The organism is Aliiroseovarius marinus (assembly GCF_004360145.1).
GTDB classification, from domain to species: Bacteria; Pseudomonadota; Alphaproteobacteria; order Rhodobacterales; family Rhodobacteraceae; genus Aliiroseovarius; species Aliiroseovarius marinus.
This window is the reverse complement of record NZ_SAIT01000003.1, coordinates 144,787-163,119: the sequence shown is the minus strand read 5'-3', so window position 1 is coordinate 163,119 and position 18,333 is coordinate 144,787. Positions and strand designations below refer to the sequence as shown.

General features: G+C 59.2%; 19 protein-coding genes and 1 tRNA gene. 7 read left to right on the top strand and 13 right to left on the bottom strand.

Annotated elements, in window-relative coordinates; all coding sequences use genetic code 11:
* Positions 1 to 20 precede the first annotated feature (20 nt).
* Complete coding sequence (locus EOL43_RS10505) at positions 21 to 1,127, bottom strand: UDP-3-O-(3-hydroxymyristoyl)glucosamine N-acyltransferase (protein WP_133488295.1); 1,107 nt, start codon at positions 1,125 to 1,127, stop codon at positions 21 to 23.
* A 55-nt stretch (positions 1,128 to 1,182) separates the two neighbouring features.
* Positions 1,183 to 2,802 (bottom strand): L,D-transpeptidase family protein, encoded by a 1,620-nt coding sequence (locus tag EOL43_RS10500; RefSeq protein WP_133488293.1) that lies wholly within the window; start codon positions 2,800 to 2,802, stop codon positions 1,183 to 1,185.
* Positions 2,803 to 3,168: 366 nt separating this feature from the next.
* Here EOL43_RS10500 and mepK point away from each other — a divergent pair, with 366 nt between their 5' ends.
* The gene (mepK, locus tag EOL43_RS10495) at positions 3,169 to 3,750 is read left to right on the top strand and encodes a peptidoglycan L,D-endopeptidase MepK (protein WP_133488291.1); all 582 of its coding nucleotides are present in this window, start codon (positions 3,169 to 3,171) and stop codon (positions 3,748 to 3,750) included.
* Positions 3,751 to 3,853: 103 nt separating this feature from the next.
* Positions 3,854 to 4,597 (top strand): glutamine amidotransferase, encoded by a 744-nt coding sequence (locus EOL43_RS10490; RefSeq protein WP_133488289.1) that lies wholly within the window; start codon positions 3,854 to 3,856, stop codon positions 4,595 to 4,597.
* 40 nt (positions 4,598 to 4,637) lie between these two features.
* On the opposite strand, the gene EOL43_RS10485 is transcribed toward EOL43_RS10490, so the two are convergent.
* The 4 genes from EOL43_RS10485 to EOL43_RS10470 all read right to left on the bottom strand — a co-directional run bounded on the left by EOL43_RS10485 (position 4,638) and on the right by EOL43_RS10470 (position 7,351).
* Positions 4,638 to 4,714 (bottom strand) — tRNA-Arg (locus tag EOL43_RS10485).
* Positions 4,715 to 4,836: 122 nt separating this feature from the next.
* A complete protein-coding gene (rpsI, locus tag EOL43_RS10480) occupies positions 4,837 to 5,325 on the bottom strand; it encodes a 30S ribosomal protein S9 (RefSeq protein ID WP_133488287.1) in 489 nt (162 codons plus the stop codon).
* 2 nt (positions 5,326 to 5,327) lie between these two features.
* Entirely contained in the window at positions 5,328 to 5,792 is a 465-nt protein-coding gene (gene rplM, locus EOL43_RS10475; RefSeq protein ID WP_133488285.1) for a 50S ribosomal protein L13, read from the bottom strand.
* Positions 5,793 to 5,932: 140 nt separating this feature from the next.
* Complete coding sequence (locus tag EOL43_RS10470; RefSeq protein WP_166636235.1) at positions 5,933 to 7,351, bottom strand: aminotransferase-like domain-containing protein; 1,419 nt, start codon at positions 7,349 to 7,351, stop codon at positions 5,933 to 5,935.
* A gap of 94 nt (positions 7,352 to 7,445) precedes the next feature.
* Between EOL43_RS10470 and EOL43_RS10465 the strand changes: the two genes are divergently transcribed.
* Positions 7,446 to 7,679, top strand: coding sequence for a DUF1127 domain-containing protein (locus EOL43_RS10465; protein ID WP_133488280.1), 234 nt, complete (start codon positions 7,446 to 7,448; stop codon positions 7,677 to 7,679).
* 49 nt (positions 7,680 to 7,728) lie between these two features.
* On the opposite strand, the gene EOL43_RS10460 is transcribed toward EOL43_RS10465, so the two are convergent.
* Positions 7,729 to 8,718, bottom strand: coding sequence for an SLAC1 anion channel family protein (locus EOL43_RS10460; protein ID WP_133488278.1), 990 nt, complete (start codon positions 8,716 to 8,718; stop codon positions 7,729 to 7,731).
* Between the two features lie 66 nt (positions 8,719 to 8,784).
* Positions 8,785 to 9,210 (bottom strand): PaaI family thioesterase, encoded by a 426-nt coding sequence (locus EOL43_RS10455; protein WP_133488276.1) that lies wholly within the window; start codon positions 9,208 to 9,210, stop codon positions 8,785 to 8,787.
* A gap of 56 nt (positions 9,211 to 9,266) precedes the next feature.
* Here EOL43_RS10455 and EOL43_RS10450 point away from each other — a divergent pair, with 56 nt between their 5' ends.
* Positions 9,267 to 10,070: an enoyl-CoA hydratase gene (locus EOL43_RS10450; protein ID WP_133488273.1), complete on the top strand. Its 804-nt coding sequence runs from the start codon at positions 9,267 to 9,269 to the stop codon at positions 10,068 to 10,070.
* Here EOL43_RS10450 and EOL43_RS10445 read toward each other — a convergent pair.
* A complete protein-coding gene (locus tag EOL43_RS10445) occupies positions 10,067 to 10,843 on the bottom strand; it encodes a class II glutamine amidotransferase (RefSeq protein ID WP_133488271.1) in 777 nt (258 codons plus the stop codon). The two genes, EOL43_RS10450 and EOL43_RS10445, sit on opposite strands and share 4 nt — an antisense overlap.
* Positions 10,844 to 10,876: 33 nt before the next feature.
* Complete coding sequence (locus tag EOL43_RS10440; RefSeq protein WP_205669544.1) at positions 10,877 to 11,083, bottom strand: DUF6356 family protein; 207 nt, start codon at positions 11,081 to 11,083, stop codon at positions 10,877 to 10,879.
* Between the two features lie 110 nt (positions 11,084 to 11,193).
* Here EOL43_RS10440 and EOL43_RS10435 point away from each other — a divergent pair, with 110 nt between their 5' ends.
* The 3 genes from EOL43_RS10435 to typA all read left to right on the top strand — a co-directional run bounded on the left by EOL43_RS10435 (position 11,194) and on the right by typA (position 13,964).
* Positions 11,194 to 11,652, top strand: a complete 459-nt coding sequence (locus tag EOL43_RS10435) for an Lrp/AsnC family transcriptional regulator (protein ID WP_133488269.1) — start codon at positions 11,194 to 11,196, stop codon at positions 11,650 to 11,652.
* Positions 11,653 to 11,708: 56 nt separating this feature from the next.
* Complete coding sequence (locus tag EOL43_RS10430; RefSeq protein WP_133488267.1) at positions 11,709 to 12,038, top strand: DMT family transporter; 330 nt, start codon at positions 11,709 to 11,711, stop codon at positions 12,036 to 12,038.
* 102 nt (positions 12,039 to 12,140) lie between these two features.
* A complete protein-coding gene (typA, locus tag EOL43_RS10425) occupies positions 12,141 to 13,964 on the top strand; it encodes a translational GTPase TypA (RefSeq protein WP_133488265.1) in 1,824 nt (607 codons plus the stop codon).
* 51 nt (positions 13,965 to 14,015) lie between these two features.
* Here the strand turns inward: typA and EOL43_RS10420 are convergent, their stop codons facing one another.
* From EOL43_RS10420 to recA, 3 genes are all read right to left on the bottom strand, one after another.
* Positions 14,016 to 14,303, bottom strand: coding sequence for a DUF1330 domain-containing protein (locus tag EOL43_RS10420; RefSeq protein WP_133488263.1), 288 nt, complete (start codon positions 14,301 to 14,303; stop codon positions 14,016 to 14,018).
* Between the two features lie 74 nt (positions 14,304 to 14,377).
* The gene (gene alaS / locus EOL43_RS10415; RefSeq protein WP_133488261.1) at positions 14,378 to 17,023 is read right to left on the bottom strand and encodes an alanine--tRNA ligase; all 2,646 of its coding nucleotides are present in this window, start codon (positions 17,021 to 17,023) and stop codon (positions 14,378 to 14,380) included.
* A gap of 138 nt (positions 17,024 to 17,161) precedes the next feature.
* Positions 17,162 to 18,238 (bottom strand): recombinase RecA, encoded by a 1,077-nt coding sequence (gene recA, locus EOL43_RS10410; protein ID WP_133488258.1) that lies wholly within the window; start codon positions 18,236 to 18,238, stop codon positions 17,162 to 17,164.
* Positions 18,239 to 18,333 lie beyond the last annotated feature (95 nt).

The window sequence follows — 18,333 nt, the reverse complement described above, 5'->3', positions numbered from 1 at the left end:
CCTTTCGCGTTGGCGAATTTCTAGCCCTTGTCCACCAGTTTTGTAACTGTTTTTTGAAGCTCACGTAGCGTCTCGGCGAGACGCGGCAAACGACGCAGTTCGCGCCGGATCGCCATTTCCGTTTCGATCTTCACGGCCGGGCTGCCCAGCACCGCGCGCCCTGCAGGTACGTTGGTATAGATGTTGGTGCCGCCCCCGGCGATGACGTCATCGCCAATGAAAATGTTGTCGCTGACGCCGACCTTGCCGCCCAGCACAACGCGGTTGCCGATCTTGGCCGAGCCCGACACGCCCACATTGCCGCACATCATCACGTCTTCGCCCACTTCGGCGTTGTGGCCGACCTGAACCTGACAATCGATTTTGGTGCCGCGTCCAATGCGCGTTGCGCGGATGGTGCCGCGGTCAATGGTCGAGCTTGCGCCCAGCTCCACATCGTCCCCGATTTCAACCCCGCCCAGTGAATGGACCCGTGCCCAGTGCGCGCTGCCCTCAACAGAGCCGGCTGCGTCTCCTTCGGCCATTCCGCCGCGCAGGCTTTCCACAGCGCTTTCCTTGTCCAGCGTGACGAACGAGAACCCATCGCCACCTACGACCGAGTTGGACTGCCCGGTATAGCGGTTCCCAATGGTACAGAGATGCGCAATGCGCGCGCCCGGATGCAGGGTCAGATCGTCCCCGATCACCGTGCCATAGCCAATCGAGGCATGGGCGCCAACCTGCGCATTTGCCCCAATTTTCACGTCGGCGCCGATTACGGCAAGCGGACCGATGCGAGCACCTTCGCCGATTTCAGCACTGTCATCGACGACAGCGCTGGGGTGGATGCCCGGCGCAATGCCCAATCCCGGATCCAGAGCGCGTGTCAAAATCGGCATCGCAGTTTTGCCGCGTGCCATGCAAATTGCGCCATCCAGACCAAGCGCCTGCCAATCTGCCCCGTCCCACAACAACGCGGCGCGGGCCTGACCCTTTGCAATGCCATCGGCGTATTTCGGGTCCATCGCCAGCGCCAGTTGATCCGCGCGGGCATCCTGAGGTTCGGCTGCGCCTGACAGGGCAATGTTGCCATCGCCGTGGAAGTCGGCCCCCAATGCGGCGGCAATCTCGGACAGGGTGAAAGTCATTCAACGCTCCTTTAATGGTGTCGGATCTTTGCGCCCGAACACCGCACTAAAGGATTTAACCATCCACGGCCGGAAGTGCTACCCCGGCATTCTGCAAAGCGGCCCAAACTTTCGCATCCCGCCCATAAATGTCGCGACGATAGTTCACACGGCCCTTCGCCGGCGCCACAGCGGTACGATAGACGATATGCACCGGCACATGCTGTTCCAGATCAATCTGGGTCTCGCGACGCGTATCGAGCGCCTTGTGGAAGGTCGCTTTGGGATTGCTGCTTTGCTTGGCCAAAAGCGCATAGGCGAAATCAAACGGATCGCTCAGGCGGATGCAGCCGTGACTGAAGGCGCGTACCTCGCGAGCAAACAAGCTCTTCGAGGGCGTATCATGCAGATAGATGTTGTGTTTGTTCGGGAACATGAACTTCACCAGCCCCAGCGCATTGCGCGAGGACGGCGCCTGCTTGATCGCAAAGGGGAAGCTGCGTGCCGTGAATTGGGTGAAATCCACCGCATCACGTTTCACCACACGCCCCCGGCTGTCGATCAGCTTCAGATGGCTGACCGCGTTGGGGTTCTTCTTCAGCATCGGCAGATATTCTTTGGTCGCAATAGACCGCGGCACATTCCAGGTGGGGTTAATCACCATGTGCTCCATCACGTCCGAGAACTCGGGGCTACGCTGGTCCGAGACGTTCTTGCCAATGACCGAACGCGTCTGGAACGTCACCGCGCCCCCATCCACGATCTTGGCAGTAAAATCGGTGAGGTTTACCCAAACATGGCGCGCGCCACGTTCGAAATTGGTCCAGCGCTCGCGCTCCATCGCCACCAGCACCGAGGCTAGACGTTTTTCCGGCGAGACGTTGATCTCGGCGATAGTACCGGCGCCGGCCACGCCATCATCAGTCAGGCCATGGTCGGCCTGAAATTGCTGCACGGCCTTTTGGATCGACGCATCATAGGTGCGGCTGGCCGAGCGGTTCAGATATCCCATACGGACCAAACGGTTACGCAGCGCAATGACAGCGTCTCCCGACTGGCCGGGCTTTAGCTTCTTCGCCGAAACGGTCTTGCCCCAGCCGCCGTGCTGAATGGTCTCTTCCAGACGCAGTTTTTCGCGCATCAGACGGCCATATTCGGCATGGCGGGGCGGCAAGGATTTCAGATACTCGGCAGGCGAGGACGCGGCAAAGGTTGCCAGAATATCTGTACCGTCTTTGCGATCAACCTTGCGCACGATGCCACTGTCGATTTTGGACGGCGTCAAAACGCCCGTGTTCACACCCTGCGCATAGTCCACCAGCAGCGTGGAAAGCTCGACCTCAAGCGCCCCCAGCTGACGCACCGAGGTGACATTCGCCATGCGCGCTTTCAGATCCTCCAGATCGACCGCGGGAAGCCCGTGATCCGACGCTTTAGACAGGGCCATAAACAACGCTTTGCGACGGGCCATATCTTCTGCGGATGTCCCGGTCCAGATCGGCTGATAGGCGTTTGCCCGATAGAACGCAGCAACTTCGCCCTCGCGGGCGGCAGCCTCGGCCACCGACTGCGCAAAGGCAGAGACCGAGCTTTGCGCCGCGACAGGCGCCGGTGAAGAGAAACTCAGAACAGCGGCCCCAATGGCTGCAAAAGCAAAGCTCACAAAGGGTGCACGCGCAGGCAATGTTTTCGTCATGTCATGTCCGAAATGAATGAGATCGTACTGATGTTCAGTATTCCAACATCTGGTTAAGGCTGTCTATTCACAATCCCGAAAAGCAAGGCAGGTTTTGCGAAAAGCACCTAAACTGTTTCCGGAATACCTTACCTCAACCAGTCCGAGTGCAGCACGCGCGCCACGGTTAACCTCAGTTTCACGATTTTCAGCAAATTCCCGCCGATTTTTCTTGAACCCGTTAAGGGACTGAAAACTCTACTTGGCGCACGATTCGAGTTGTGTCATAAGAAGGCACGTCTGGGGAATAGGCAAACACACCACCCCGATTTGACCGCAGAGTCAGGCGGGTATGGTGACAGGCAAGCGACGGGACACGCTACGACAATGACCTACGGGACTTCGAACGGCTTGAAATCGGGCATCACTCGGCGCGGGCTACTTGGGGCTTTTGCAGCAACGGCTGTAACGGCAGCACCCATGTATGCAAACGCGGCGGGCTTTTTGCGCGGAGGCGGCGATGTACGCCGTCTGGCCATGTATTCGGGCCGCACCGGCGAAACCATCAACATGATCTACTGGGTTGAAGGCAAATACATCAAAGATGCCTTGAAAGAGATCAACCATTTCATGCGCGACTGGCGGACGGACACCTCGATCAAGATCGACACCCGCACCATCGACATCATGGCAGCTGCCCACGGCTTGATGGATGTGCGCGAACCTTACACCATGCTGTCGGGCTACCGCTCGCCCAAAACCAACGCGATGCTGCGGTCGCGCTCGCGCGGGGTGGCCAAGAACTCGCTGCACATGAAGGGTCAGGCAGCCGACCTGCGTCTGAAGACCCGTTCGGTAAACCAGATGTTCAAAGCGGCTGTGGCCTGTAACGGCGGCGGCGTCGGGAAATACTCCGGCTCGAACTTCGTACACATGGATTGCGGCGTGATCCGAACCTGGGGCCGTTGATCCCACTGCTTATAAGATAGATCCAAAAGCGCCCTCGGGCGCTTTTTTGTTGTGGCGCGGTAGGTTGTTTGGCATCAAGCCATGAACGACTGACGAGGCCTCGATGAAACCTTTCCTGATCCTGCAACTGCGCCCCGAAACCGATGCCTCGGATGACGAATTTCAAGCGTTTCTGTCAAAAGGCGGCCTGACCGAAGATCAGGTACACCGCATCCGACTGGACCAAGAGAACATCCCCGCCGATCTGGAACTGTCAGACTATGCCGGTGTGATCGTTGGCGGTGGCCCGGGCTGCGTGTCCGACGCGCCCGAAAAGAAATCCGATATCGAGGCCAAGATCGAAGCCGAATGCCTGTCTTTGATGCCGCAAATTACCGCCCGCGACATCCCGTTTCTGGGCTGCTGCTATGGCATCGGCATTCTGGGCCACCATCTGGAACCCGGCGCGATCTCGAAAGAGCAGTTCGGTGAACCCGTCAGCGCCAGCCCCTGCCGCCTAACCGATGACGGGCGCGCGGACCCACTGCTGGCCGGCATTCCCGACGCGTTCGAAGCCTTCGTGGGCCACAAAGAAGCCATGCAACGCCTGCCCGACGGCTGCGTGCAATTGGTCACCTCCGCCCCCTGCCCGTTCCAAATGATCCGCTTCGGCCAGAACGTCTATGCCACGCAGTTCCACCCGGAAGCCGACGCAAACGGCTTTGAAACCCGGATCGGCATCTACAAACACCACGGCTATTTTCCACCAGAGGAAGCCGAGGCACTGGTCAAGATGGTCCACGCCGCCGACGTCCACGCGCCTGCGCAAATTCTGCGGAACTTCGTGGAACGGTATCAGGGCAGCTAAGCCTGCCCACAGGGCGAAGTTTCAGATTTAATTGGAGAAATGGCGCACCCGAGAGGATTCGAACCTCTGGCCTCTGCCTTCGGAGGGCAGCGCTCTATCCAGCTGAGCTACGGGTGCCTAAGGCCGGGATATAGGCCATCGCCCTGCCCCCCGCAACATCAAACAGATGCAAATCGCACCCACGCAAAAGAAAAGGGCCGCCGAACCGGCAGCCCTTCCCAAATTCTGTATCTCGGCGATTAACGCTTCGAGAACTGGAACGAACGACGTGCTTTGCGGCGGCCGAACTTCTTACGTTCAACAACACGCGAGTCACGGGTCAGGAAGCCAGCAGCCTTCAGAGCGCCACGCAGCGAGGGTTCGTACAGCTGCAGAGCTTTCGAAATCCCGTGCTTAACCGCACCAGCTTGGCCCGACAGACCGCCGCCTTTAACGGTGGCAACCACGTCGAATTCGCCTTCAACACCAGCAACCTGAGCCGGCTGACGAACGATCAGCTGCAGCACGGGGCGTGCGAAGTACTTGTCCATGTCCTTGCCGTTTACGGTGACCTTGCCGGAGCCCGGCTTGATCCACACGCGGGCAACAGCGTCTTTACGCTTGCCGGTGGCATAGGAACGACCCAGCTCGTCACGGACGGGCTCACGGGGGGCAGCAACCTCAACAACAGCTTCGGTGCCTTCTGCGACGGCGTTCAGCTCGTCCAGCGATTTGATCTCTTCAGCCATGATCAGCCCTCACGTGTGTTTTTGGGGTTCATCGACTTGACGTCCAGCACTTCGGGGCTCTGGGCCTCGTGGGGGTGCTCGGCGCCGGCGTATACGCGCAGGTTGGTCATCTGCTGACGGCTCAGTTTGCCGCCGGGCAGCATGCGCTGTACGGCTTTGGTCACCAGACGCTCGGGGTGTGCACCCTCGAGGATCTGACCCGCGGTGCGCGACTTGATGCCGCCCGGGTAACCGGTGTGCCAGTAGTGCACTTTGTCGGTGCGCTTCTTGCCGGTCATCTGGATTTTGTCCGCGTTGATGACAATGACGTTGTCGCCCATGTCCATGTGCGGGGTGAAGGTGGCTTTGTGCTTGCCACGAAGACGCATTGCGATGATCGACGCAAGACGGCCCAGAACAACGCCTTCGGCGTCGATCAGGATCCATTTCTTGTCGATATCTGCAGGCGTTGCAGAGAACGTTTTCATGTGTTCAGCCCTGATTGGGTTTCGGATGGGGTGGTTTTAGTGATTTTGCGGGGCGGGTCAAGCGCAGTTTTTATGCATTTTGCCAGGTATAACAATGCCTTATAAATATGGTATTATTTTACCCCACTTATTTTCACCCCTCAGACGCTTAAAGTATCGGTTGGATTGTCCAAAAGCGTGACCAATTCTGTCAGTACGCGCCTAAACCGTTCAAGCGGCATTTGCCCATTGACCGAAATGCGCACGGCCTGAGGCGACGGCCCGCCCCGCAACGCGAAATCATCACCGGGACGCACGCGAATGCCTTTGGTTTCTGCGACCTGACAGAAACTCGACACCCGCCAGCCCAAAGGCAACTTGAGCCAGAAGAACGGCACGTCGTGGCTCCAGCCAAGATCAAAACGCCCCAGCATGTTGACCGCGATCTCGATGTACTGCCTGTTCCGACGGCGCATATCTTCGATCGCCTTTGGCAACTGTGGATGTGCGAGTACTTGATAGAGGATCTCGGCGGTGGGCGATGAAATGCCGAAATAGTTGACGTCCACGACACGGCGCAGCTTCCCCGACCAATTCGCAGGCGTCACCACATAGCCCGCCCGCAGTGCAGGAGAAATCGTTTTCGAGAAAGACGAGATGAACCAGGATTGCTCGGGGAGCAGCGCGCGATAGCTGGGCGCCTGTGCCGGGCCAAGGCGATAGCAATCATCCTGCACGACATGGAACCCGTGTTTAAGCGCGATCTGCACGACCTCATGGCGACGTTCTTCGCTGGTTACGCGGCAGGTTGGGTTGTGGGCTTCCGGCATGGTGAAGAACAGACTGGCCCCGCTGCTACGCGCCACATGCTCCAACGCCTGCGGATCAACGCCTTCGTCATCCATCGGCACTGCAACGACCTTGGCCCCCAGCAGTTCGACTGCACGGCGCAGACCGGGATAGGAATGCTCCTCGACCATGACGACCCGAGGCCCTTCCGCCAGCAAGGTCTGCATCGACAGCATAATCGCGTTCTGCCCCCCGTTGGTGACCACAATGTCATCCGCGCTGATCCCGCTTCTTTCCTGTTCAGGGATGTGCGCCAACAACGCCTCGCGCAAATAGCTTTGCGACCCATGGAACGGATACCGCAGCAATAATGTGTCTGGCAAATCCGCTGCCGCGCGAATGGCATCGCGAATGATGTCAACCTGCCCGACATCCGGCAGACGTGGGGCGAACAGGAAATCCGTCTCAGGCTCATTGTGCAGCGCATGCGCCTGATGCTTTATATAGCCATCGCTTGGGGCTGGTTTCGCCTTGGGGCGCGCGCCCTCGGGGCGCACAAATGTACCGCGCCCGACCTCGGCCGAGACCCAGCCCTCTTCCCCCAGAATTGAATAGGCCCGTGCCACGGTCCCCGGGGTGATTTTCAAATCACATGCCAGCTCGCGCACAGGCGGTAACTTTTCGCCCTCGGGCAGATCGCCGGATTTGATGGCGGCGACCAGCCCATCCACAAGACGGCGGTACTTGGGCCCCTGCCCAGCCATAAGCTGCTCTGAGAAAATTGTACCCATAACAATATTCCAATTGTGTGGCATAGATTCACTTTGTATCAGTACATCATGGCATACACGCCATATTGTATCAATACAATTCTTGGAGTTTAAGATGGAACACGGAAACACGTACCGGCATGACCGGCTCGCCTTTCTTGACACGAACCGCCCCCTGCCCGCCCTGGCAGAAGTCGCACTTGTTGTCGCCGTGACCGTCACCAAATGGCGCATGTTTCGCAGCACGCGATGTGCACTGAGGGATCTTCCAGATCACCTCTACAAAGATATCGGCATCACCAAGACCCAAGCGCAAATCGAGGCGGAAAAGCCCTTCTGGCGCGGGTGACGCTGAACCGAAACCTTTTCCTGGGCCGGGGCTTTCCCCGGCCATTTTTTTATTCCGGAACGCAAATTTCGCCGCGCAAAATTGCTTTCCCGGTCCGCCAGATCAGACCAGCGACCACCAGAACCAACACAATTAACAGGATAAAACCGATGTTGTGATGCGTGCGCGAACCATCCAACTGCGCAAAGCGGAACGACGCGATTGACAGGGCCGCAATCGGAAAGCTCAGCGCCCACCAGCTGAGCGCGAAGGGCAGTTTGGCCAAACGCGGCACCTGCGCAATCACAAGGGCTGCAAAGATATACCCCGCATAAATCAGAAACCGCGCGATCCCATCCACGTCTCCGGTCATGCTGACATAGGCCAGAAATGCGACCGAGGGCGGGGCGATCAGGATCACCATGGTGGGAAACAGCCGCGCGACGATGGGATCGTGGAAGATCAGGCGGTTCATCACCAGCGTGAGCAATACAATCCAGAAGATCATGCCGCCCGAGAAGAACAGCCACGACGTCTCAATGTACCCCATACGGGCACCCAGAACGGGTACAATCACATTGCCCACCGCGGGAATGAACCATGCGGGCGTCAGATGACCCACCTGAAAGGACCGATGGCTGATCCAGCCCGAGATCACCGCGATGGTCAGCACACCCTGCCCGGCAACCCCGGCCAGCCACACATACTCGGCGAGCGCGGTGTTATACGGAAACACGGCCGTCGCCAGCAGCAGCAAAGAGATCGAGATCGTCGGAAAGAAGGCCAACTTCACCGGATGATGCCATTCCTCGGCCACGGCAGCGGGATGGCGCAGCGCCTTGGCGACATAGATCATCGCGATCACGATCATCACCGCAGCCCCTATCAGCAGCATCAGCGAAGATGCAGGCTCTAAGATCGGCATCGCAGGGGCACCAGCATGCAGCGCCAAGGTCAGGCCCATCAGCCCCATCACGATGGCAAAGAAGGTGACCGGAAAATGCGCTAAGCGGCTGAACTCGGCGGTGTTCGGCTCGGGGGCTTGGGTCGTGTCAGACATGGGCGATATAATCCTCGCGCGACATATTGTAATTCTCTAATGTCGTGCGCCTTTCCCCTGCCCGGGTCAACCCCGTTCCGGCGGGATCGAGTATGTCAAACTGGCGCGGGCCACGGGGCGGTCGTCGCCTTCGGAATAGATCAGCACGTCGCCCACAGCGAGCACCTTGCCCAGCTTGTGAATGGTCGCATGCGCCAGAAGGTCTGCGCCCGAGGCCGGTTTGCGCATGAAATCGATCGAGCAGTTCGTCGTGACGGCCAGCGCCTTGGGGCCAATTATCGCCAGCACCGCCAAATAAATCGCCACATCCGCCAGGGCGAACATGCTGGGGCCGGACACCGTGCCTCCGGGACGCAGATGCTTGGTGTCGATCTTCTTACGGATGATGGCGCGCATCGGCGCGACCTCGGCCACTTCGAAGTCATCTGCGACCTGTGGGAACTCTGCATGCAGGAAGGCCTGCAAGTCACGCTGCGTCATTTTCAATTGCATGGTTTCCCCTTCCGTTTCTCGCGCCTATCGTGTGACGCGAACCATGGGAGGACAAGATGGCAGATCCACTTCTGATCCGCGAGGACGCAGCGTCAGTTGCGCGTTTGACGTTGAACAACCCCGGCGCGCTGAATGCGTTGTCGGATGCGATGCTGGCCGCGCTAAAAGCCGAGCTTGAGGCGCTGGCCGAAGATAGCTCGATCCGGGCAGTTGTGATCGCAGGCGCGGGCAAGGTGTTCTGCGCGGGCCATGACCTGAAGGAAATGACCGCGGGCCGCGCAGCCGAGGATGGCGGTCACGCCTATTTCAACGATCTGTTCTCGCGCTGCGCCGAGGTCATGACCTTGATCCCACGCCTGCCCCAACCTGTCATCGCCGAGGTACATGGCATCGCCACCGCCGCGGGCTGCCAACTGGCCGCCACCTGCGACATGGCCGTCGCCGCTGAAGGCACGCGGTTTGGCGTAAACGGCGTGAATATCGGCCTCTTTTGCTCAACGCCCATGGTAGCGCTGTCCCGCAATGTGCCGCGCAAAGTTGCCTTTGAGATGCTGACCACTGGCGAGTTCATCGACGCCGCCCGCGCCCGCGAAGTGGGATTGGTCAACCGCGTGGTGCCGCATGAAGACCTGCGTGCCGCGACGGACGAACTGGCTGCGACGGTGGCCTCGAAACTGGGCGCAGCCGTGAAAATCGGCAAATCCGCCTTCTATGATCAAGCGCTGATGGATCTGGAAGAGGCCTATGCCTTCACCGGCGGCGTGATGGCCGAAAACATGATGCTGCGCGACACGGCCGAGGGCATTCAGGCCTTTATCGAAAAGCGCAAGCCTGATTGGTCGCAGAACGAAGACGCTTAAGGCTGAAATGGCTCCACCGTCACATCGCGCCCCTCAAAGCGTGCGATGTGTCCGGGGGGCAGACAGATCCAGTCATCCTCGTCCCGATCCAGCGGCTCGGACACGACGGCCCAGCCCTGACGGCTGTCGGACCAGCGGTAATAGACGGACGGCGCATATTGGTCGGACGCACAGCGTGCAGCCCACAGAGAGGTGCCGTCCGACAATGCCGCCGAGAGGCGCAGATGCGGTGCGGTCCCATGCTTGTGCGATAAATCCAACAGCGCCTGCGTCGCCTGCTCCAACGCATTTGGCACACTCTTGCCTTGATCAATCGCGTCCATAAGCAGGAGAAACAGCACTTCACTGTCCGTCGCGCCCTGCCGCTTATGATAAAGACCATCTGGGATCAGCATATCCGCACGTTTGCGGAACGTCTCGAACCCGCCGATCTGTCCGTTGTGCATGAAGCTCCACTGCTTATGCGCGAAGGGATGACAGTTATTCCGACTGGTGGCCGACCCGGTTGAGGCCCGCACATGCGCCAGAAACAGGCGCGACTTCACCTGATGCGCGATGGCACGTAGGTTCGGATCAGACCACGCAGGCAACACATCGCGATAAAGCCCCGGCTCTGCGCGGTGATCATACCACGCAACCCCGAACCCATCGGCGTTGATGGCGGTCTTGGCTTCTTCTGCTTCCTGACTTTGCTGGATCAGCGAGTGGCCGGGCTGGACCACGACCTCTTCCATGAAAATCGGTGCGCCTAAATAGGCTGCCCAACGGCACATGCTGCCCCCTTGCTTTACTCTGACCCGACAGGCTTATTGGCCGCGATTATGGGTCTTTGCATAAAGCCGCGCGGTAATGCGGCTGGCCGTTTTCTCGAACGCGGCCGGAATAAGGGCATGTATAAGCGCAGCGCCTGCTGCCAGAAAGAGCCAAAAGCTGAACGTGGCGGCAAATCGAGCGTGCTGAAAATAGGTCTCGTCCACGGATTGCGGGTGCTCGATGAAAATGCGGTTGATCATGGTCTGTCTCCTGTTGCGTGACACCATCATACGGGGTCGGACTGCACAGAGTTCCCAAACTCACGCCACATACGATTGATTGTGGGAAATTTTCCCACTAATCTACACTCATGAATGACATTGACACAATTGACCGCAAAATCCTGAGCGCCCTGCAACAGGACGCCGATCAAAGCCTTGAAGAGCTGGGCGCCAAGGTGGGCCTGTCGCGCAATGCCTGCTGGCGGCGCGTGCGCATTCTTCAGGACAGCGGCATCATTCGCAAACGCGTCGCCCTTCTGGATCCGCAGAAACTGGGCCTCGGCCTGTCCGTGTTCATTCAGGTCCGCACCTCGAACCACGACCCGGATTGGCTGAAAAAATTCGCCCGCGCCGTGAAATTGATGCCCGAGATCCTGGGCGCCTATCGCATGACCGGCGATCTGGACTATCTGATCCACGCGCGGGTTAATGACGTGCAGGATTATGACGCGCTCTATCAGCGGCTGATCGAGAAAGTGGACCTGAGCGATGTGTCCGCCAGCTTCGTCATGGAAGAGCTGAAAGAAACGACAGAACTGTCGCTTTAAGGCCTGACAGCCCGACATCGGCGATCTAGAACGGCGCTGCAACAGAAAGCAAAGCCATGCCCTATCTGATCCTGATCCTCGCCGTCATCGCCGAAACCATCGGCACCACCGCCCTGCAGGCCAGCCAGCAATTCTCGCGGCTTGGGCCGTCGCTGACGGTAGTTGTTGCCTATGGGATCAGCTTTTTTCTGTTGGGTTGGGCACTGAAATACATGGCCGTGGGCGTCGCTTATGCCATTTGGTCGGGACTTGGGATCGTGTTGATTGCCGCCATCGGCTATGCACTCTTTGGCCAGAAATTGGACCTGCCCGCCCTTCTGGGCCTGTCGATGATCCTGGGCGGCATTCTGATCATCCACCTGTTTTCCCAGTCGGCCCAGCACTGAACAGGCGAAATACCCGCGCCTACGCGCATTTCCACTGGCAATCGCGCCCCAACCGGGCTATGCGCGCCCTAACTTATCCCTTTTCTTTCGAAGGTGGCCCTTATGGACCTGCGCAATATTGCGATCATCGCACACGTTGACCACGGCAAAACGACCCTTGTTGACGAGCTTCTGAAACAATCCGGCGCGTTCCGGGAAAACCAGGCCGTGGCCGAGCGCGCCATGGACAACGACGCCATCGAACGCGAGCGTGGCATCACGATTTTCGCCAAGCCCACTTCGGTCGAATGGAAAAACACCCGGATCAACATCGTTGACACCCCCGGCCACGCCGACTTCGGTGGCGAGGTTGAGCGCATCCTGTCGATGGTCGACGGTGTTGTCCTGCTGGTGGACGCCGCGGAAGGTCCGATGCCGCAGACCAAATTCGTGACTTCGAAAGCGCTGGCGCTGGGCCTGCGTCCGATTGTGGTTCTGAACAAAGTGGACAAGCCCGACGCCGAGCCTGACCGCGCGCTGGACGAATGCTTTGACCTCTTCGCCAGCCTTGAAGCCAATGAAGACCAGCTGGACTTCCCGCACATGTACGCCTCGGGCCGTTCGGGCTGGGCCGATCACGAGCTGGACGGGCCGCGCAAAGACCTGCACGCGCTGTTTGACCTGATCGTCAACCACGTCCCTGCCCCCAAGCAGATCGCGCGTCAGGACGATGATTTCCGCATGCTGGCCACCACGCTGGGCTCGGACCCGTTCGTGGGCCGCATTCTGACCGGCCGTGTTGAAAGCGGCACGCTGAAAGTGGGTGCCACGGTGCAGGCCCTCAGCCGCATCGGCCAAAAGATCGAGCAGTTCCGCGTCACCAAGATCCGCGCCTTCCGCGGTCTGGAAGAGGCGGATATCGAAGAAGCACAGGCTGGCGACATCGTCTCGATCGCGGGTATGTCGAAAGCCACCGTTGCTGACACGATCTGTGCGCTGGCCGTGGACGAACCGCTGGACGCCCAACCCATCGATCCGCCCACCATCACCGTAACCTTCGGCATCAACGACAGCCCGCTGGCTGGTCGTGACGGCAAGAAAGTCCAGTCGCGCGTCATCCGTGATCGTCTTATGAAGGAAGCGGAATCGAACGTCGCCATCAAGATCGAAGACACCCCCGGCGGAGAGGCCTTCGAGGTCTCGGGCCGTGGCGAACTTCAGATGGGCGTTCTGATCGAGAACATGCGCCGCGAAGGGTTCGAGCTGTCGATTTCGCGTCCGCAGGTCATCATGCGTGAAGAAAACGGCGTGAAAGTCGAACCGATCGAGGAAGTCACCATCGACGTGGATGACGAATACTCGGGCGCGGTGATTGAAAAACTGACCGGCGCCCGCAAAGGCGAACTGGTCGAGATGCGCCCCGCAGGCGCAGGCAAAACCCGCATCATCGGCCACGTGCCGTCGCGCGGTCTGATCGGCTATCACGGCGAGTTCCTGACCGATACGCGCGGCACCGGCGTGCTGAACCGCGTATTCCACGGCTGGGCACCTCACAAAGGACCGATCCCGGGCCGTCGTGCAGGCGTTCTGATCTCGATGGAAAACGGCCAGTCGGTCGCCTTCGCCCTGTGGAACCTGGAAGATCGCGGCAAGATGTTCATCGGCGCGCAGGCAGATGTCTATCAGGGCATGATCATCGGCGAGCATTCGCGCGACAACGATCTGGAAGTAAACCCGCTGAAAGGCAAGAAGCTGACCAACGTGCGTGCCTCGGGCTCGGACGAAGCTGTGCGCCTGACGACCCCCGTCACCCTGTCGCTGGAAGAGGCCATCGCCTATATCAACGATGACGAGCTGGTCGAGGTGACGCCGGAAAACGTGCGCCTGCGCAAACGCTATCTGGACCCGCATGAACGAAAGCGGATGGCGAAAGCTGCACAGCAATAAAGGAAGGGGCCGCAAGGCCCCTTTTCTTTTACATCAATACGTTAAGCGAGTTTACTCATCCGTCTCGACGATCAGCAACTCGCGTTCTGAGGCGTTGCGGGCGTGGCTGAGCGCTTCTTGGTATTCGGGCGAGTGATAGCAGGCCTCGGCCGCTTCAACGCTGTCGAACTTGGCCACCACGTTGCGCGGACGGTCTTTGCCTTCGAGCTGCACGTAGCGGCCACCTCGGGCGATGAACCTGCCGCCGTGTTTCGCAGCGGCGGGACCGGCCAGCTTGGCATATTTACCATATGCCTCTTCATCCGTGACAGTGACGTGAGCAATCCAAAGGGCGGGCATGTGGGGTCTCCTTAACGAAAAAGCCGCGTATCGGGGGAACGATACGCGGCCTTTTTGTGTTTGAAAAGGGTGGTTTAGCCTGCGATAGCCGCCTCGGCTGCGGCAATCGCTTCCGCTGCTTTCGATGCGTCCGCACCACCGCCCTGCGCCAGCTCGGGACGGCCACCGCCGCCCTTGCCGCCCAGTTCGGGAACAGCGGCCTTCACCAGATCCACCGCCGACAGATTGTCAGTCAGATCCGAGGTCACGCCAGCGGCCACAGCCACCTTACCGTCATTGTCCGAGATGATCAGAACAGCGCCGGATCCCAGCGCATCTTTCTGTTCATTCACAAGGGCTTGCAGGTCTTTGCCGCCCACGCCGGAAATCGACATGGCCAGGAATTTCACGCCGTTGATCTCTTTCGCTTCCGCACCTGCGCCAGCCGCCTTGGCCAGCTCGCGCTTCAGGTTTGAAATCTCGGCCTGCAATGCTTTGCGTTCGTCCATCAGGCCTTTCACGCGGTCGACGACTTGCTCGGGCTTGGCTTTCAACATGCCCTGCAGTTCAGCCCCACGCGCCGCTTCCGCTTCGATATGCGCCACAGCGGCTTTGCCGGTCAGCGCCTCGATCCGGCGAATGCCCGCCGCAGACGCACCTTCCGACAGGATCACGCAGATGCCGATGTCACCGGTCTGTTTGACGTGAGTACCGCCGCAAAGCTCGATCGAATAGGTCTCGCCTGTCGTGCCCTTGCCGGTTGCCGCATGGCCCATCGAGACCACGCGCACCTCGTCGCCATACTTCTCGCCAAAGAGCGCCTGCGCGCCCATGTCACGCGCGTCGTCCGGCGTCATGATCCGGGTCTCAACCGGCGTGTTTTGGCGAATATAGGTGTTCACCTCGCGGGCAATGTTGCCCAGTTCCTGCGGGGTGACGGCCTTGTTGTGGCTGAAGTCAAAGCGCAGACGGTCGTCGGCATTCAGCGACCCGCGCTGTGCGACATGCTCGCCCAGCTCGTTGCGCAGCGCCTCGTGCAGCAGGTGCGTGGCCGAGTGGTTGGCGCGAATGGCGGTGCGGCGCAGGTGATCCACGGCCAGTTCTGCGCCCTGCCCTTTGCTGATCTCACCCTCGTCGATCTTGGCCACGTGGATGAACACATCCGCGACTTTCTTGGTGTCGGTCACATGGGCCGAGCCGCTTTCGGTGCGGATCAGGCCGGTGTCGCCCACCTGACCACCGCTTTCGGCGTAGAAGGGCGTCTGGTTCACCACGATTTGCACCTCGTCACCAGCCTTTACGCTGTCAACAATCGCGCCATCCTGGACCAGCGCCAGAACCTGACCCTCGGCATGTTCGGTGTCGTAGCCAAGGAACTCGGTGACGCCGTTCTGTTCGGCCAGATCGAACCAGATGGTTGCATCCGCGGCTTCGCCCGAACCAGACCAAGCGGCGCGCGCGCGCGCCTTCTGCTCTTCCATCGCGGCGTCAAAGCCCGGCTGATCCACGCCCAGACCTTTTTCGCGCAGCGCATCCTGCGTCAGGTCCAACGGGAATCCGTAGGTGTCATAGAGTTTGAACGCGGTTTCACCCGGCAGGTCTGCACCCTCGGCCAGACCCGACACTTCGTCGTCCAGCAGCTTCAGACCACGATCCAGCGTCTTCTTGAAGCGGGTTTCTTCGTTCAAAAGCGTCTCTTCGATCATCATCTGACCGCGGCTGAGTTCCGGATAGGCCTGCCCCATCTGGGCCACCAGTTCCGGCACCAGACGGTGCATGACCGGGTCTTTTGCGCCTAGCAGATGCGCGTGGCGCATAGCGCGGCGCATGATGCGACGCAGCACATAGCCACGGCCTTCGTTTGACGGCATCACGCCATCCGCAATCAGGAACGAGGTCGACCGCAGGTGGTCCGCGATCACGCGGTGATGCACGTTCTTGTCACCAAAGGGATCAACGCCGGTCGCATGGGCGGACGCCTCGATCAGTGCCTTGAACAGATCGGTGTCATAGTTGTCATGGCTGCCTTGAAGCAGTGCGCCAATACGTTCCAGCCCCATGCCCGTGTCGATCGACTGCATGTCCAGATCAATCATTGAGCCGTCTTCGAACTGCTCGTTCTGCATGAACACGATGTTCCAGATCTCGATGAAACGGTCGCCGTCTTCCTCGGGCGAACCGGGAGGGCCACCCCAGATGTGTTCGCCGTGATCATAGAAGATCTCGGTGCAGGGACCACAGGGCCCGGTCGGCCCCATCTGCCAGAAATTGTCCGAGGTTGCGATGCGGATGATCCGATCCTCGGGCACGCCGAGGCTTTTCCAGATATCAAACGCTTCGTCATCCGTGTGATACACGGTGACGTAAAGACGTTCCTTCGGAATGCCAAATTCCTTGGTGATCAGGTTCCAAGCAAAGGGAATGGCCTCTTTCTTGAAGTAATCCCCAAAGCTGAAGTTCCCCAGCATCTCGAAGAACGTGTGGTGACGCGCCGTGTAGCCCACATTGTCCAGATCGTTGTGCTTGCCGCCCGCGCGCACACATTTCTGCGCCGTCGTCGCACGAACATAGTCGCGTTTTTCCACTCCGGTGAAGAGGTTCTTGAACTGCACCATGCCCGAGTTCACGAACATCAGCGTCGGGTCATTACGCGGCACCAGCGGAGAGCTGTCCACGATCGTGTGCCCTTCGCGTTCAAAATAGTTCAGAAAAGTCGAACGGATATCGTTGAGGCTGGCCATTTTGTCTCGTCTCTTATGCGCTGTCGGTTTCGTTTACCCTTGCGCGCGCGTGCTGTCCACTGCGTGTCGCATCTTCAGTAAGCACAAAGAAAAAAGGACCGGCCGGGGCCAGTCCTTTGATCAAATTATCGGGGGGAATTAGGCCTCAAGCAGCCCGTCATCATCCTCGCCCTTTTCATGTTCGGGCATGTCGAAATCCAGACCATGGGCTGCGCGGATCTTGTCTTCGATCTCAAGCGCGGTGCGTTTGTGTTCACGCAGGTAATTCTTGGCGTTCTCACGCCCCTGCCCGATCCGTTCATCCCCATAGCTGAACCAGGCGCCGGATTTCTCGACCACGCCGGCCTTTACGCCAAGGTCCAGAAGTTCACCCATTTTCGAGATGCCTTCGCCATACATGATGTCGAATTCAACCTGTTTGAACGGGGGCGCCACCTTGTTCTTCACGACCTTCACGCGGGTGGCGTTGCCGACCACTTCGTCACGGTCCTTGATCGCACCAATGCGGCGGATGTCCAGACGAACCGAGCTGTAGAATTTCAGCGCGTTGCCGCCGGTGGTGGTTTCGGGGCTGCCGAACATCACGCCAATTTTCATACGGATCTGGTTGATGAAGATCACCATGCAGTTCGAGCGCGCAATCGACGAGGTCAGTTTACGCATGGCTTGGCTCATCAAACGGGCCTGAACACCAACATTGCTGTCGCCCATATCGCCTTCCAGCTCGGATTTCGGCGTCAAGGCGGCAACCGAGTCGACCACAACCATGTTCACCGCGCCCGAACGCACCAGCGTGTCCACGATTTCCAGCGCCTGTTCACCGGTGTCCGGCTGCGAAATCAGCAGCTCGTCCAGATCAACGCCCAGTTTCTTGGCGTAAAGCGGATCCAGCGCGTGTTCCGCATCCACAAACGCACACACGCCACCCTTTTTCTGCTCTTCGGCAACACAATGCAGCGTCAGCGTCGTCTTGCCCGAGCTTTCCGGGCCATAGATTTCCACGATCCGGCCCTTTGGCAGACCGCCAATCCCCAGTGCAATGTCCAGCCCCAGCGACCCGGTCGAGGTGCTTTCAATCTCGGCCACCGGATTGTCCGCGCCAAGTTTCATGATCGAGCCCTTGCCGAACTGACGTTCGATCTGAGCCAGCGCGCTATCGAGCGCTTTTTGCTTGTCGCTGTCTTTCTTCATCTGAAAAATATCCGCTGTTGCCATCTCTTGCCCTCACTTATTCCACACCCGCCTGCATGCGGCAATCACAGGATTGTTCCTGTCTTGTTCTCTTTTTCTGTATGAGTACAAAAAAGGAA

Coding starts and splice junctions, on each gene's coding strand:
- EOL43_RS10505 (WP_133488295.1), bottom strand. CDS start 1,127: ATGACTTTCACCCTGTCCGAGATTGCCGCCGCATTGGGGGCCGACTTC.
- EOL43_RS10500 (WP_133488293.1), bottom strand. CDS start 2,802: ATGACGAAAACATTGCCTGCGCGTGCACCCTTTGTGAGCTTTGCTTTT.
- mepK (WP_133488291.1), top strand. CDS start 3,169: ATGACCTACGGGACTTCGAACGGCTTGAAATCGGGCATCACTCGGCGC.
- EOL43_RS10490 (WP_133488289.1), top strand. CDS start 3,854: ATGAAACCTTTCCTGATCCTGCAACTGCGCCCCGAAACCGATGCCTCG.
- rpsI (WP_133488287.1), bottom strand. CDS start 5,325: ATGGCTGAAGAGATCAAATCGCTGGACGAGCTGAACGCCGTCGCAGAA.
- rplM (WP_133488285.1), bottom strand. CDS start 5,792: ATGAAAACGTTCTCTGCAACGCCTGCAGATATCGACAAGAAATGGATC.
- EOL43_RS10470 (WP_166636235.1), bottom strand. CDS start 7,351: ATGGGTACAATTTTCTCAGAGCAGCTTATGGCTGGGCAGGGGCCCAAG.
- EOL43_RS10465 (WP_133488280.1), top strand. CDS start 7,446: ATGGAACACGGAAACACGTACCGGCATGACCGGCTCGCCTTTCTTGAC.
- EOL43_RS10460 (WP_133488278.1), bottom strand. CDS start 8,718: ATGTCTGACACGACCCAAGCCCCCGAGCCGAACACCGCCGAGTTCAGC.
- EOL43_RS10455 (WP_133488276.1), bottom strand. CDS start 9,210: ATGCAATTGAAAATGACGCAGCGTGACTTGCAGGCCTTCCTGCATGCA.
- EOL43_RS10450 (WP_133488273.1), top strand. CDS start 9,267: ATGGCAGATCCACTTCTGATCCGCGAGGACGCAGCGTCAGTTGCGCGT.
- EOL43_RS10445 (WP_133488271.1), bottom strand. CDS start 10,843: ATGTGCCGTTGGGCAGCCTATTTAGGCGCACCGATTTTCATGGAAGAG.
- EOL43_RS10440 (WP_205669544.1), bottom strand. CDS start 11,083: ATGATCAACCGCATTTTCATCGAGCACCCGCAATCCGTGGACGAGACC.
- EOL43_RS10435 (WP_133488269.1), top strand. CDS start 11,194: ATGAATGACATTGACACAATTGACCGCAAAATCCTGAGCGCCCTGCAA.
- EOL43_RS10430 (WP_133488267.1), top strand. CDS start 11,709: ATGCCCTATCTGATCCTGATCCTCGCCGTCATCGCCGAAACCATCGGC.
- typA (WP_133488265.1), top strand. CDS start 12,141: ATGGACCTGCGCAATATTGCGATCATCGCACACGTTGACCACGGCAAA.
- EOL43_RS10420 (WP_133488263.1), bottom strand. CDS start 14,303: ATGCCCGCCCTTTGGATTGCTCACGTCACTGTCACGGATGAAGAGGCA.
- alaS (WP_133488261.1), bottom strand. CDS start 17,023: ATGGCCAGCCTCAACGATATCCGTTCGACTTTTCTGAACTATTTTGAA.
- recA (WP_133488258.1), bottom strand. CDS start 18,238: ATGGCAACAGCGGATATTTTTCAGATGAAGAAAGACAGCGACAAGCAA.